10 protein-coding genes are annotated in these 12,497 nt (G+C 68.8%); 6 read left to right on the forward strand and 4 right to left on the reverse strand.

Annotated features, from left to right (window positions below; all coding sequences use genetic code 11):
• Window positions 1-152 precede the first annotated feature (152 nt).
• Window positions 153-1,919: a DNA polymerase/3'-5' exonuclease PolX gene (polX, locus tag FPJ27_RS10250; protein WP_204422799.1), complete on the forward strand. Its 1,767-nt coding sequence runs from the start codon at window positions 153-155 to the stop codon at window positions 1,917-1,919.
• A gap of 39 nt (window positions 1,920-1,958) precedes the next feature.
• Here polX and ald read toward each other — a convergent pair whose 3' ends face one another.
• Window positions 1,959-3,074 carry an alanine dehydrogenase gene (ald, locus tag FPJ27_RS10255; RefSeq protein WP_204422800.1) on the reverse strand — a complete coding sequence of 372 codons (1,116 nt, stop codon included), beginning with the start codon at window positions 3,072-3,074 and terminating at the stop codon, window positions 1,959-1,961.
• Between the two features lie 322 nt (window positions 3,075-3,396).
• On the opposite strand from ald, the gene FPJ27_RS10260 reads away from it, so the two are divergent.
• Complete coding sequence (locus FPJ27_RS10260; RefSeq protein WP_204422801.1) at window positions 3,397-3,813, forward strand: DUF3995 domain-containing protein; 417 nt, start codon at window positions 3,397-3,399, stop codon at window positions 3,811-3,813.
• Window positions 3,814-3,825: 12 nt separating this feature from the next.
• Here the strand turns inward: FPJ27_RS10260 and FPJ27_RS10265 are convergent, their stop codons facing one another.
• Window positions 3,826-4,044 carry an RNA 2'-phosphotransferase gene (locus tag FPJ27_RS10265; protein ID WP_204422802.1) on the reverse strand — a complete coding sequence of 73 codons (219 nt, stop codon included), beginning with the start codon at window positions 4,042-4,044 and terminating at the stop codon, window positions 3,826-3,828.
• Window positions 4,045-4,639: 595 nt separating this feature from the next.
• On the opposite strand from FPJ27_RS10265, the gene FPJ27_RS10270 reads away from it, so the two are divergent.
• The 4 genes from FPJ27_RS10270 (at window position 4,640) to FPJ27_RS10285 (ending at window position 10,505) form a co-directional block, all read left to right on the forward strand.
• The gene (locus tag FPJ27_RS10270; protein WP_204422803.1) at window positions 4,640-5,380 is read left to right on the forward strand and encodes a gluconate 2-dehydrogenase subunit 3 family protein; all 741 of its coding nucleotides are present in this window, start codon (window positions 4,640-4,642) and stop codon (window positions 5,378-5,380) included.
• Window positions 5,380-7,158 (forward strand): GMC family oxidoreductase, encoded by a 1,779-nt coding sequence (locus tag FPJ27_RS10275; protein WP_072436655.1) that lies wholly within the window; start codon window positions 5,380-5,382, stop codon window positions 7,156-7,158. The genes FPJ27_RS10270 and FPJ27_RS10275 overlap by 1 nt, the downstream gene beginning before the upstream one ends.
• Window positions 7,155-8,579, forward strand: coding sequence for a cytochrome c (locus tag FPJ27_RS10280; protein ID WP_204422804.1), 1,425 nt, complete (start codon window positions 7,155-7,157; stop codon window positions 8,577-8,579). Before FPJ27_RS10275 ends, FPJ27_RS10280 begins: the two co-directional genes overlap by 4 nt.
• Before the next feature lie 207 nt (window positions 8,580-8,786).
• Window positions 8,787-10,505 (forward strand): cation:proton antiporter, encoded by a 1,719-nt coding sequence (locus tag FPJ27_RS10285; RefSeq protein ID WP_034179686.1) that lies wholly within the window; start codon window positions 8,787-8,789, stop codon window positions 10,503-10,505.
• A 69-nt stretch (window positions 10,506-10,574) separates the two neighbouring features.
• Here the strand turns inward: FPJ27_RS10285 and FPJ27_RS10290 are convergent, their stop codons facing one another.
• Window positions 10,575-11,339, reverse strand: coding sequence for an SDR family oxidoreductase (locus tag FPJ27_RS10290; protein ID WP_204422805.1), 765 nt, complete (start codon window positions 11,337-11,339; stop codon window positions 10,575-10,577).
• A gap of 19 nt (window positions 11,340-11,358) precedes the next feature.
• Window positions 11,359-12,354 carry an arabinose ABC transporter substrate-binding protein gene (locus FPJ27_RS10295; protein WP_204422806.1) on the reverse strand — a complete coding sequence of 332 codons (996 nt, stop codon included), beginning with the start codon at window positions 12,352-12,354 and terminating at the stop codon, window positions 11,359-11,361.
• Between the last annotated feature and the right edge of the window lie 143 nt (window positions 12,355-12,497).

The following is a 12,497-nucleotide window of genomic DNA, read 5'->3' on the forward strand; positions in this document are numbered from 1 at the left end:
CGCTCGCGATCCCGCTTTCGCGCTGCACGCGATGCGCGGTCGGCGTAGGATGACGAACGGGCGCCCGGCGGCGTCGACATGCGGCGCCGGGCGGGCAGACGCCGTCGCGCACGCGTGCGGCGCCATCCACGTGGAAGGGAGCCACGCCGATCATGCCGATCCACAATGCCGAGTGCGCGGCCGTGTTCGCCGAGATCGCGGACATGCTCGAAATCCAGGGCGCCAATCCGTTCCGCGTGCGTGCCTACCGCAACGCCGCGCGTACGATCGCCGACTACGGGCGCGACATCCCGACGATGATCGCGAGCGGCGACGATCTCGGAAAGATTCCGTCGATCGGGGCCGATCTCGCGTCGAAGCTGCGCGAGATCGCCGCGACCGGCACCTGCGAACTGCAGCAATCGCTGCGCCACGCGCTGCCGGGCGCGATCGTCGAGCTGCTCGACGTGCCGGGGCTCGGCGCGAAACGCGTGAAGGCGCTGCATGACGCACTGCACGTCGATTCGCTCGAACAGCTTCGCGTCGAAGCGAAGAGCGGGCACGTGCGCGAGTTGCCGGGCTTCGGCGCGAAAACCGAAGCGCATCTGCTCGAAGCGATCGACGATCGCCTGCAGCGCGAACCGCAGCGTTTCCTGCTGCCGGCTGCCGAGCAAGCGCTGACGCCGTTGCTCGAATGCCTGCGCGCGGTGGCCGGCGTCGGCAAGGTCGTGCCGGCCGGCAGTTTTCGCCGCCGCCGCGAGACGGTCGGCGATCTCGACATTCTGGCCACTGCACGCGATCCGGTGGCCGTCGCCGACGCGTTCGTCGGTTACGACAAGGTGGCGCGCGTGCTCGCGCACGGCAAGACGAAGTCGAGCGTCGTGCTCGACGGCGGGTTGCAGGTCGACCTGCGCGTCGTCGACGCCGATGCGTTCGGCGCGGCGCTCGTCTACTTCACCGGATCGAAGGCGCACAACATCGCGCTGCGCAGGATCGCGCAGGCCGGCGGGCTGAAGATCAACGAATATGGCGTGTTTCGCGGCGACGAGCGGATTGCCGGCACGACGGAGGCGTCGGTCTACGATGCAATCGGGCTGCACGTCGTGCCGCCCGAACTGCGCGAGAATCGCGGCGAGATCGACGCGTCGCGCGCGGGCACGCTGCCGGCGCTGGTCGAGCGCAAGCATATCCACGGCGACCTGCATGCGCATACGAACGCATCGGCCGGCCGCGACGGCCTGCGTGTGATGGCCGACGCGGCGCGCGCACGCGGGCTCGCGTACCTGGCCGTCACCGACCGGGCACCGCCTGCCGACGGCGGCCGCAACAGCTTCGAATGGCTCGCGCGGCAGCTCGACGAGATCGATCGCGTCAATGCGTCGTTCGACGATTTCGTGCTGCTCAAGGGCGTGGAAGCCGGCATTCTCGAAGACGGCAGTCTCGACATACCCGACGCGATGCTCGGCCGGCTCGATCTCGTCGTCGGCGCGGTACGCGACGGCTTCGACCTGTCGCGCGCCGCGCAGACCGACCGCATGCTGCGCGCGATGGACCATCCGTATTTCACGATACTCGCGCACCCGACCGGCCGCATGCTCGGCGAGCGCGACGCAGGCGAGCTCGACGTGCCGCGCGTGATCGCGCAGGCCGCGGCGCGCGGCTGCTTCGTCGAACTCGATGCGCAGCCGCGGCGGTTCGACCTGCCGGACATCTGGTGCCGCGAGGCCGCGAAGGCTGGCGTGCCGGTCGCGATCGGCTCGGATGCGTGCAGTGCGGACGAACTCGACAACCTCGCGTACGGCGTCGATCAGGCGCGACGCGGCTGGCTCACGCGGCCGGACGTGCTCAACACGCGCACGCTCGCGCAACTGCGGCCGCTGCTCGCGCGCACGATGGGTGGGGGCGGCGGGTCGAAGCGGAGCCGGTCGAAGGGGGCGTGAAGACGGCCGGCAACGCGTGCTGCCAGCCGTGCGTTCATGTCATGCCAGCACGCCGGCGGCCGGCACATAAGGCAGGCCGAGCGCCAGCGCGACCGCTTCGTACGTGATGTGCCCGTCGCAGACGTTCAGGCCTGCGCGCAGGTGCGGATCGTCGGTCATCGCCTGCTTCCAGCCCTTGTCGGCGAGCGCGAGCGCATGCCCGAGCGTCGCGTTGTTCAGCGCGAAGGTCGACGTGCGCGCGACCGCGCCGGGCATGTTCGCGACGCAGTAGTGCACGACGCCGTCGACGACGAAGGTCGGGTCCGCATGCGTTGTCGCACGCGAGGTCTCGAAGCATCCGCCCTGGTCGATCGCGACATCGACGACGACCGCACCCGTGCGCATCGTCGCGATCATGTCGCGCGTGACGAGCCGCGGCGCCGATGCGCCGGGCACGAGCACCGCGCCGATCACGACGTCGGCTTCGCGCACGGCTTCGTCGATCGTATGCGCATTCGAGCAGACGGTCGTGATCCGGTTGGCGAAGACGAGGTCGAGCTGACGCAAGCGGTTCACGTTGTTGTCGAGCACGGTGACGCGCGCGCCGAGGCCGACCGCCATCTGCAGCGCGCCGGTACCCACCACACCCGCGCCGAGCACAACCACGTGCGCGGCCGGCACGCCGGGCACGCCGGCCATCAGCACGCCGCGGCCGCCGCGCGGGCTTTCGAGGTGGGTCGCCGCGACCTGGATCGACATGCGTCCCGCCACCTCGCTCATCGGCGCGAGCAGCGGCAGGCCGCCGCCGGGCGCCGTCACGGTTTCATACGCGATGCAGACGGCGCCGGACTTCACGAGCGCGGCCGCCTGTTCGGGATCGGGCGCGAGATGCAGGTAGGTATAGAGAATCTGGCCGCGCCGCAGCATCGCGCATTCGGCCGGCTGCGGCTCCTTGACCTTGATGATCATGTCGGCGCGCGCGAAGATTTCGTCGGCGCCGTCGCACAGCGATGCGCCCGCGGCCGTGTAGTCGTTGTCGAGCAGGCCGATCGCCGTGCCCGCGCCGCGCTGGACGAGCACGGTATGGCCGTGCCGCGTGAGTTCGCGCGCGCCGGCCGGCGTGAGGCCGACGCGGTATTCGTGGTTCTTGATCTCCTTCGGCACACCGATCAGCATGAGTCGCCTCCATGGCCTTCGTTATCGTTGTCGTGCATGTGCGCCGCGCGGCGAACGATGCGCGTGCGGCCGGTTGCGCAGGGGCATGCCGACCGCAGTACTGGAATACCAGCGTAGTAGTGCGTTGAGGGAAGTCAAGCGGACGGCCGGCACGACGATGTCTGCGCATTGCACCGCAGCACGCACTGCGGCGGGTTGCGACCGGACGCCGCAATGCACGCGATGCCGGGTTTCGGTATCGTCTTGCGTGTCGCGGGCCGGGGCCGCGTGCCGGAATCTTCCGGCAAAACGACGAGACAACGAGACGAGGACATTTACCGACATGACCGGCGCGTATTTCAGCGTGCCGACGCTTTGCGCGATCGCGCTCGTTCACGTCTACTGGGCGTTTGGCGGGCGGCTCGGCAAGCGTGCGGCCATTCCGGAACAGGACGGCATGCCGCTGCTGCGGCCGACCGCCGTCGGCACGTTTGCCGTCGCGGCGGCGCTGCTGGCCGGCGCATGCGTGGTCGCCGCGCGTGCCGGCTGGTTGGGGCGGAACGCGTATCCCGGCACGATCGCATTCGCGGTCGTTGCGCTCGCATTGATCTTCGCGGTGCGGGCCGTCGGCGATTTCCGCTATGTCGGCTTCTTCAAGCGGGTTCGCGGGTCGCGTTTCGCGCGGATGGACACGCTGTATTACTCCCCGCTTTGCGCGGCGCTTGCGCTGTCGCTTGCGTCGATGTTCTGGCCGCGGTGAGCGGCGTGCGGCTCACCGCGCCGGCGTGTCGATCTGCGTGAGGTATTCGGCCGGCACGGCGTCGGTCAGCCATACGCCGTTTTCGGCGACGAAGAACGTGCGGCCTTGCCGGTGCATGCGCTGCGCATCGACTTCGAGAATCGCGGGCACGCCGTAGCGTGTGCCGACGGCCAATGCAGTCCGGATGTCCGGCGACAGATGCACCGGCGGTTTGTTCTTCCGTATATTCATGAGGCGCGGAGGCTACCAGAGCACCGTGCAAACCGGCACCGACGCGTTGCGCCGCGTGGCTGGAAAGAGACAGCCGTCGGTTCCGCCCGACGCAGGCCGATCGCCTGCCCGGCGCGCGGCTCGGCCGGCGAGCGCGCCATCCTTGCGCATTCCCGCTACCGGATTTTTCAATTGTTGCAATTTTCGATGCATTGAATTGCATCGAACCGTCTAGCAATGGAACCGGTTCCATATATAATTCGCGGCACTCGTCGCCGGACCCGAAAAAGGGCCGTGCGCGTCGCGCCTGCTGTGGCAAACGCGGCGTCCAGGTTGAACACGGTCATGGCGGTGGCGGGCAGATCCAGGCCGACAGGCCGGTATTTGTCCGACGATAAGACCCGCGAAGAGGTCGATCCGCGCCGCCGGAACCGGCACGCACGCGGCTGCATGACGGCGCCGCCGCGCATCGCGCGGCCGGTGTCTGCATCGAGGTTGTTCGCAACACACGAATGAACAGGACGGCCAGCCGCATGCGGCATGGCTGCCGTGCCGGACCCGCTGCATACGGAATGCGCGCGTCCGGCCCCCGATCCCCAACGATCAACATCCGACAATGTCCACGCCACCTGACAAACCCAACTCGCGCCGCCGTTTTCTGCGCACGTCGGTCGCGCTCGTGCCGATCGCGTCGATCGCCGGCTGCGACCTGCGCGCGTCGTCGCCATCCGCGACGACGGCCGGCAACGCGCCCGCCGCCTCGGCCAGCGCCGAACGCGCCCCGTACAAGCCGACCTTCTTCGATGCGAAGGAGTGGGCGTTCGTCCAGGCTGCCGTCGACCGGCTGATTCCGGCCGACGCCGAAGGCCCTGGCGCGCTCGAATCGGGCGTGCCCGAATTCATCGACCGCCAGATGGAGACGCCGTACGCGCACGGCGCGACGTGGTACATGCAGGGGCCGTTCCAGCAGGGCGTGCCCGAGCTCGGTTACCAGTTGAAGCTCGTACCGCGCGACATCTACCGGCTCGGCATCGCGGCCGTCAACCGCTATTGCGAAAAGGCCCACGGCAACGCGTTCGCGGATCTCGACGCGCCGACGCGCGACACCGTGCTCGGCGCGCTGGAGAAGGGCGGCGCGCAGATCGACGACGTGCCGCCCGGCGTGTTCTTCGGCCAGTTGTTGCAGAACACGCGCGAAGGCTACTTCTGCGATCCGGTGCACGGCGGCAATCACGACATGGCCGCGTGGAAGATGATCGGCTTTCCGGGCGCGCGCGCGGATTTCATGGATTTCGTCAACCAGAACGGCAAGCCCTATCCGTACGGCCCCGTCTCGATCAACGGGGAGCGCACCTGATGGCCGCAGAGAAAAAGCCGCATGTCGATGCGGTCATCGTCGGCTTCGGCTGGACCGGCGCGATTCTCGCCAAGGAACTGACCGAAGCGGGCTTGAAGGTCGTCGCGCTCGAGCGCGGCGAGTATCGCGACACCTATCCGGACGGCGCGTATCCGAACACGATCGACGAGCTGACCTACAACGTCCGCAAGAAGCTGTTCGTCGACCTGTCGAAGACGACCGTCTCGATCCGCCACGGCGTGCAGGACACCGCGCTGCCGTACCGGCAGCTCGCCGCGTTCCTGCCGGGCGAGGGCGTCGGCGGCGCGGGGCTGCACTGGTCGGGCGTGCACTTCCGGATCACGCCGGAAGAGCTGCGCCTGCGCAGCCACTATGAAGAGCGGTACGGCAAGAAGTTCATCCCCGCCGGGATGACGATTCAGGACACCGGCGTCAGCTACGACGAGCTCGAGCCGCATTTCGATTTCGCCGAGAAGGTGTTCGGCACGTCGGGGCAGGCGTACAAGGTCGGCGGCAAGGTGGTCGGCGACGGCAACGTGTTCGAAGCGAACCGCAGCAACGACTTCCCGTTGCCCGCGCAGCTCAATACCTATTCGGCGCAGCGCTTCTTCGATGCGGCGCAGTCGCTCGGCCTGCATCCGTACCGGCTGCCGTCGGCGAACACGTCGGGCCCGTACACGAACCCGTACGGCGTGCAGATGGGCCCGTGCAACTTCTGCGGCTACTGCAGCGGCTACGCGTGCTACATGTACTCGAAGGCGTCGCCGAACCTGAACATCCTGCCCGCGCTGAAGCAGGCGCCGAACTTCGAGCTGCGCTCGAAGTGCCACGTGCTGCGTGTCGACCTCGACGACACGAAGAAACGCGCGACGGGCGTCACCTACGTCGACCCGGCCGGGCGCGAAGTGCACCAGCCGGCCGATCTCGTGATCGTCGCCGCGTTCCAGTACCACAACGTGCACCTGCTGCTGCTGTCGGGCATCGGCAAGCCGTACGACCCGATCTCGGGCGAAGGCGTCGTGGGCCGCAATTTCGCGTACCAGAACCTGTCGACGATCAAGGCGTTCTTCGACAAGGACACCTACACGAACCCGTTCATCGGCGCGGGCGGCAACGGCGTCGCGGTGGACGACTTCAATGCGGACAACTTCGACCACGGCCCGCTCGGCTTCGTCGGCGGCTCGCCGCTGTGGGTGAACCAGGCCGGCGCGAAGCCGATCAGCGGCATCGCGACGCCGCCCGGCACGCCGCAGTGGGGCTCGGCGTGGAAGAAGTCCGTGAAGGACTACTACGCGCACACGATCTCGATGGACGCGCATGGCACGAACATGTCGTACCGCGACGTGTATCTCGACCTCGATCCGACCTATCGCGATTCGTACGGCCAGCCGCTCTTGCGGATGACCTTCGACTGGAAGGACAACGACATCAGGATGGCGCAGTACGTGACCGGGCAGATGAAGAAGATCGCGGAGGCGATGGGGCCGAAGGCGATCGGCGTGTCGACGCGCGAGTTCGGCAAGCACTTCGATTCGCGCGCGTACCAGACGACCCACCTCGTCGGCGGCGCGATCATGGGCACCGACCCGAAGACGAGCGTGCTGAATCGCTACCTGCAGTGCTGGGACGTGCACAACGTGTTCGTGATGGGCGCGTCGGCGCTGCCGCAGGGCATCGGCTACAACCCGACCGGGATCATCGCGGCGCTGGCCTACTGGTCGGCACGCGCGATCCGCGAGCAATACCTGAAGAATCCCGCCCCGCTGGTGACCGCATGAAGAGGACGATGAACCACAACGCCGCGCGCCGCCTTTCCCCGGTGCGGCGCGCGCTGGCGGCCGGCGCGGCCTGGGCCGCGTTCGGCCTCGCGGGCACCGCGGCTTTCGCGCAACCGGCGGTTGCGCCCGCGGCGGCTTCGGGCCCCGCGGCCGCGCCCGCGGCTCGCTCCGCCGACGCGAACCTCGTCAAGCGCGGCGAATACCTGGCCCGCGCGGGCGACTGCATCGCATGCCACACGGCGAGCGGCGGCAAGCCGTTCGCGGGCGGGCTGAAGTTCGACACGCCGATCGGCGGAATCTATTCGACGAACATCACGCCGGACCCGAAAACGGGCCTGGGCGGCTGGACGTTCGACGACTTCACCCGCGCGGTGCGCGAGGGCGTGCGCAAGAACGGCGACACGATGTATCCGGCCATGCCGTTCCCGTCCTATGCGCGCCTCACCGACGACGACATGAAGGCGCTGTACGCGTACTTCATGCACGGCGTCGCGCCCGTCGAGCACGAGAACCGCGCGGTCGACATCGTGTGGCCGCTGTCGATGCGCTGGCCGCTCGGGATCTGGCGCAAGATGTTCGCGCCGTCGCCGAAGCCGTTCGACGCGGCGCCGTACACCGACCCGGCGGTCGCGCGCGGCGCGTATCTCGTGCAGGGTCTCGGCCACTGCGGCGCGTGCCACACACCGCGCGCGCCGACGATGCAGGAGCGCGGGCTGACCGACGCGGACGGCCCGGACTTCCTGGCCGGCGGCGCGGCGATCGACGGCTGGGTGCCGACCAGCCTGCGCGGCGAGCCGCGCACCGGGCTCGGCACGTGGACGGAAACCGAGATCGTGCAGTTCCTGAAGACCGGCCGCACGCTGCGCACGGCCGCGTTCGGCGGGATGACGGACGTGGTCGGCCACAGCATGCAGCACATGACCGACGACGACCTGAATGCGATCGCGCGCTACCTGAAGACGTTGTCGCCGCGCGTGCAGGGCGAGCAGCCGCACGTGTACGACGCGGCCGCCGCGAAGGCCTTGCAGACCGGCGACGCGAGCAAGCCGGGCGCGGCCGTCTATCGCGACAACTGCATGGCGTGCCACCGCAGCGACGGCCACGGCTACGCGCGCGTGTTCCCGGCGCTCGCCGGCAACCCGGTCGTGCAGGGCGGCGATCCGACGTCGCTGATCCACGTCGTGCTGGAGGGCAGCGCGCTGCAGGGCACGCACACCGCGCCGTCGACCTTCACGATGCCGCCGTTCGGCTGGCGCCTGTCGGACCAGGAAGTCGCGGACGTGTCGAACTTCGTGCGCACGAGCTGGGGCAACACGGGCGCGCCGGTGACGGCCGCGCAGGTCGCGAAGGTGCGCAAGAGCGTGCCGTCGACCCGACCGGAACCGCCGCCGGGCGCGCGGTTCCCGCAAGCGTCGCGCTGACGGGGCGGCGGGGCGCCAGCCCCGTCTGTCCGAGCCGCTTCAAGGCGCCGCCGAGCCCGCGCGGCGCCTGCCGTTCCACCGGGGTTGCACCCCGCAAAGGCGCGCCACCGCGTGAAATTTTCACGGCGGCGCGCCATTGTTCCGCCTCATCCCTTATCCTTCCACTCTTGAACCTTACTAAATAGTTACAAGAACTCGGGAGGGGGGATGCCCCATGACGTCAGCCTGATTGCGTTGCTCGCGGCCGGTTTCGGTCTCGCGATGATCTTCGGTTACCTCGCGTCGCTGCTGAAAATGCCGCCGCTCGTCGGCTATCTGCTCGCCGGGATCGTGATCGGCCCCGGCACGCCCGGTTTCGTCGGCGACCTGTCGCTCGCGCAGCAGCTCGCCGAAGTGGGCGTGATGCTGCTGATGTTCGGCGTCGGCCTGCATTTCTCGCTCGGCGACCTGCTCGCGGTGCGCAAGATCGCGCTGCCGGGCGCCGTCGTGCAGATTACCGTCGCGACGCTGCTCGGCGGCGGGCTCGCGCTCACGTGGGGCTGGAGCCTCGGCGCGGCGCTCGTGTTCGGGCTTGCGCTGTCGGTCGCGAGTACCGTCGTGCTGCTGCGCGCGCTCGAGGGGCGCGGGCTCGTCGAGACGGTCAACGGGCGCATCGCGGTCGGCTGGCTCGTCGTCGAGGATCTCGTGATGGTGCTGGTGCTCGTGCTGCTGCCGCCCGTCGCGGGGCTGCTCGGCGGCACGCCGCCCGGCGATGTGCAGGCGGCCGGCGGCAGCGTGTGGGGCACGCTCGGCGTGACGATGCTGAAGGTCGCGGCGTTCATCGCGCTGATGCTCGTGGTCGGCAAGCGCGTATTCCCGCGCATTTTGTGGCTCGTCGCGCGCACGGGCTCGCGCGAGCTGTTCACGCTGTGCATGATCGCGGCCGCGGTCGGCATCGCGTTCGGCGCGGCGAAGCTGTTCGACGTGTCGTTCGCGCTCGGCGCGTTCTTCGCCGGGATGATGATGCGCGAGTCGGAATTCAGCCGGCGCGCGGCCGACGAGACGTTGCCGCTGCGCGACGCGTTCTCGGTGCTGTTCTTCATCTCGGTCGGGATGCTGTTCGACCCGAAGGTGCTGATCGAAGAGCCGCTGCACGTGATCGAGGTCGCGGCGATCGTGCTGGTCGGCAAGACGCTCGCGGCGGTCGCGCTCGTGATCGCGTTCCGCTATCCGTTGAATACCGCGCTGACGGTCGGCGCGGGCCTCGCGCAGATCGGCGAATTCTCGTTCATCCTCGCGGGGCTCGGCCGTGCGCTCGGGCTGCTGTCGGCCGAGGGGCAGAGCCTGATTCTGGCGGTCGCGCTGATCTCGATCGCGATGAACACGCTGCTGTTCGCGATGATCGATCCGGCGCTCGCGTGGATCCGCAAGCATTCGGCGTTCGCGCGCAAGCTCGAGGCGCGCGACGATCCGCTCGCCGCGCTGCCGATGTCGACGCCGCAGACGCACCTGACCGGGCAGGTCGTGATCGTCGGCTACGGCAAGGTCGGCACGCGGATCGCGCATGCGCTGGACGAGCGCGGGATCGCGTATGTCGTCGTCGAGCAGAATCGCGAGCTCGTCGAGAAGCTGCGTGCGGACGGCATCGCGGCCGTGTCCGGCGACGCGATCGAGCCGATCGTGCTCGTGCAGGCGCATATCGCGCGTGCGGGGATGCTGGTCGTCACGCTGCCCGATGTGTTCGACGTGCGGCAGATCGTCGAGATCTCGCGCACGCTCAACCCGACGCTCGAGGTCGTGCTGTGCACGAACAGCGGCGACGAGGCCGCGCTGCTGTCGAGCGAAGGCATCGGCACCGTGTTCATGGGCGAGACCGAACTCGCGCGCGGGATGACCGAGCACGTGCTCGGCAGGATGGTGAAGCCGGTCGCAGCGGCGGCGCATTGACGGCGCGCGGCATCGCGCCGCGTACCGGGCAGGGTGCGGCGGCCCGGGCGGCCGCCGGCCCCGCGTTCTTCAGTAGAACGTCTCGAGCGTCAGTTCCTGCGCCATCACGCGGTTGCCGGCCAGCAGGCCGCCATCGACCGGCAACGCGACGCCGGTGATGATCCGCGCGGCCGGCGAGCACAGGAACAGCGCGGCCTGCGCGACGTCGTCGGGCGTCGCGAAATCGTCGAGCGGATACCACTTCCTCAATTGCTCGAACACGTGTGGGTTGCGCTGCACGCGCGCTTCCCATGCGGGTGTCTTCACCGTGCCAGGCAGCACGATGTTCGCGCGCACGCCATCGCGGCCGTATTCGATCGCGAGCGATTTCGTGTAGCTGATCAGGCCGGCCTTCGCCGCGCTGTACACCGGATGCCCGAGCGCGTGCACGCCGTTTACCGAACCGACGATCGCGATCGCGCCGCGCCCGCGTGCGCGCATGCCGGGCAGCACGGCTTCGACACTCACGTAGGTGGCCGTCAGGTTCGAATCGAGATCGGTGCGCCAGCTGGCCGGCGTCGTGTCGCGCAACGTGGTCGACGCGGCCGTGCCCGCGTTCGCGACGAGCACGTCGACTTGCGGATGCGGTTCGAGCACCGCGCGCAGCCGCTCCGCGTCGGTGAGATCGTCGACGACCGGTGCCGCGCGTGCGTCGGCGAGCGTATCGATGAAGCGGTCGAGAGCCGCGCGGTCGCGATCGAGCGCGAGCACGCGGTCGCCGGCCGCGAGGAAGGTACGGCACAGCGCCTGGCCGATGCCGCCGGCCGCGCCCGTCACGAGGGTGGTGCGTGTCATGTCGGCTCCTTGCGCATGCTCACAGACCGAGCGCGGCGCGCGCCTGCTTCTCGTTGTCGCGCGTGATCAGCGTGCCGGACGTCAGCACGAGCGGCGGCGGCGCCTGATTTTTCGTGATCCAGTCGACCATGTTGATGCTCGTCTGGTAGCCGTGCTGGCGCGGATTCAGCAGGATCGATCCGTAGAAACCCGTCGGCTTCGGCTTCGCGAACTCGTTGAGCGCAATCTGGCTGCCGTTGATGCCGACCGCGACCATCGCGTCCGCGCCGATGCCGCGGCCCTCGGCGGCACGCACCGCGCCCACCGTCGTGTCGTCGTTCGAGCCGAACGCGACCCAGCGCTTGAAGTTCGCATGCTTGGTGAGCGCGATGTTCGCCGCGTTGAACGCGCCTTCGGTATCGGCCGTCATCTCGGGCGCGTCGATCACGTTCGCGGCCGGGAAGCCGGCTGCCTTGAGCGCATCGACGGCGCCGGTCGTGCGCTCGCGCGCGGTCGGCAACTGGTCGTACGCGAGCCGGATGATGCCGACCTCGGCCGGATTCCAGCCGCGCCGCTTCGTCTCGTCGGCGATGGCCTGGCCGACCTGCTGGCCGATCTTGTACGCGGAGATGCCCATGTGCGGCACGCCCTGGAGCGGTGCGCCGTGGCCGTCGACGAGTTGGTCGTCCACCGACATCAGCTTGATCCCCGCGCGCTTCGCCTTCGCGGCGATGCCGGGGCCGAGCTTCACGTCGGGCGCGCAGATGATCACGCCCTGCGCCTTCTGCGCGGCGAGACTGTCGAGCGCGGTCGACACCTTTTCGCCGCTCGGGGCCGCGATCTTGATCAGCGTGAAATGCCTTTCCTTCGCCGCCTGGTCGGCGAAGCGCCATTCGTCCTGGAACCACGGATCGTCCGGCTGTTTGACGAGGAAGCCGATCTTCACGTCGGTGACATCGGCAGCCCGGGCCGGGGCGCCGCCCAGCAGCGTGACGCTCGCGGTGGTCAGCACGAGCGTTTTCCAGTGGAATCGCATGCGTCTCTCTCCATTGTTGTAGTCGGGCGCCACGGGCAAGGCCGCCCGCCGCGCGAAAAAATTGTAGGCGGACGCAGTGGGAACGCTCAAATAATGCAGAGCGTTCCTGAAAAGTGGGATGAAAGCGAGGGGACGGAGATGGC

Origin of the sequence: Burkholderia sp. MS455, from assembly GCF_016899445.1 — a bacterium.
Lineage (GTDB): Bacteria > Pseudomonadota > Gammaproteobacteria > Burkholderiales > Burkholderiaceae > Burkholderia > Burkholderia pyrrocinia_C.

What these genes read in the sequence shown, in the direction of transcription:
- FPJ27_RS10265 (WP_204422802.1), bottom strand. Translation starts at nt 4,044, where the DNA reads ATGAATATACGGAAGAACAAACCGCCGGTGCATCTGTCGCCGGACATC.
- FPJ27_RS10290 (WP_204422805.1), bottom strand. Translation starts at nt 11,339, where the DNA reads ATGACACGCACCACCCTCGTGACGGGCGCGGCCGGCGGCATCGGCCAG.
- FPJ27_RS10295 (WP_204422806.1), bottom strand. Translation starts at nt 12,354, where the DNA reads ATGCGATTCCACTGGAAAACGCTCGTGCTGACCACCGCGAGCGTCACG.
- FPJ27_RS10260 (WP_204422801.1), top strand. Translation starts at nt 3,397, where the DNA reads ATGACCGGCGCGTATTTCAGCGTGCCGACGCTTTGCGCGATCGCGCTC.
- FPJ27_RS10285 (WP_034179686.1), top strand. Translation starts at nt 8,787, where the DNA reads ATGCCCCATGACGTCAGCCTGATTGCGTTGCTCGCGGCCGGTTTCGGT.
- FPJ27_RS10270 (WP_204422803.1), top strand. Translation starts at nt 4,640, where the DNA reads ATGTCCACGCCACCTGACAAACCCAACTCGCGCCGCCGTTTTCTGCGC.
- FPJ27_RS10275 (WP_072436655.1), top strand. Translation starts at nt 5,380, where the DNA reads ATGGCCGCAGAGAAAAAGCCGCATGTCGATGCGGTCATCGTCGGCTTC.
- ald (WP_204422800.1), bottom strand. Translation starts at nt 3,074, where the DNA reads ATGCTGATCGGTGTGCCGAAGGAGATCAAGAACCACGAATACCGCGTC.
- FPJ27_RS10280 (WP_204422804.1), top strand. Translation starts at nt 7,155, where the DNA reads ATGAAGAGGACGATGAACCACAACGCCGCGCGCCGCCTTTCCCCGGTG.
- polX (WP_204422799.1), top strand. Translation starts at nt 153, where the DNA reads ATGCCGATCCACAATGCCGAGTGCGCGGCCGTGTTCGCCGAGATCGCG.